At 32.6% G+C, this 313-nt stretch carries 1 pseudogene; it reads right to left on the reverse strand.

The features are described 5' to 3' along the window. Positions 1–313, reverse strand: a pseudogene (locus tag CF599_RS19430) (hypothetical protein); the annotation flags it as partial.

The raw sequence follows: 313 nt of genomic DNA on the forward strand, positions 1-313 counted from the left end.
TAATAGATGATGGAGTACCTTGAGCTACCTCGATTTTATTGATAATATTCTCGATTACCTCTTGTAGATTATCCCCTTCAATAATAGTAGAACTGTTGTCAAAATAGATAGAATTAGCATGAGTACTTATCGTCATCAATGGAGTATCTTGATGTTCTCCATCAAAGAAATCATAGATACCTTGCTCTTTACCTTTTCTCTCTACAATACTTAAAGTATTAGCATTAAAATCAACTCCTTTACCTACTTTGTTTCCGTCTTTGTCATAATCCGCTTCACTGAAATAAGTAAAAGTTCCGTTTTGATTATCTTC

The organism is Myroides sp. N17-2 (assembly GCF_002286775.1).
GTDB lineage: Bacteria > Bacteroidota > Bacteroidia > Flavobacteriales > Flavobacteriaceae > Flavobacterium.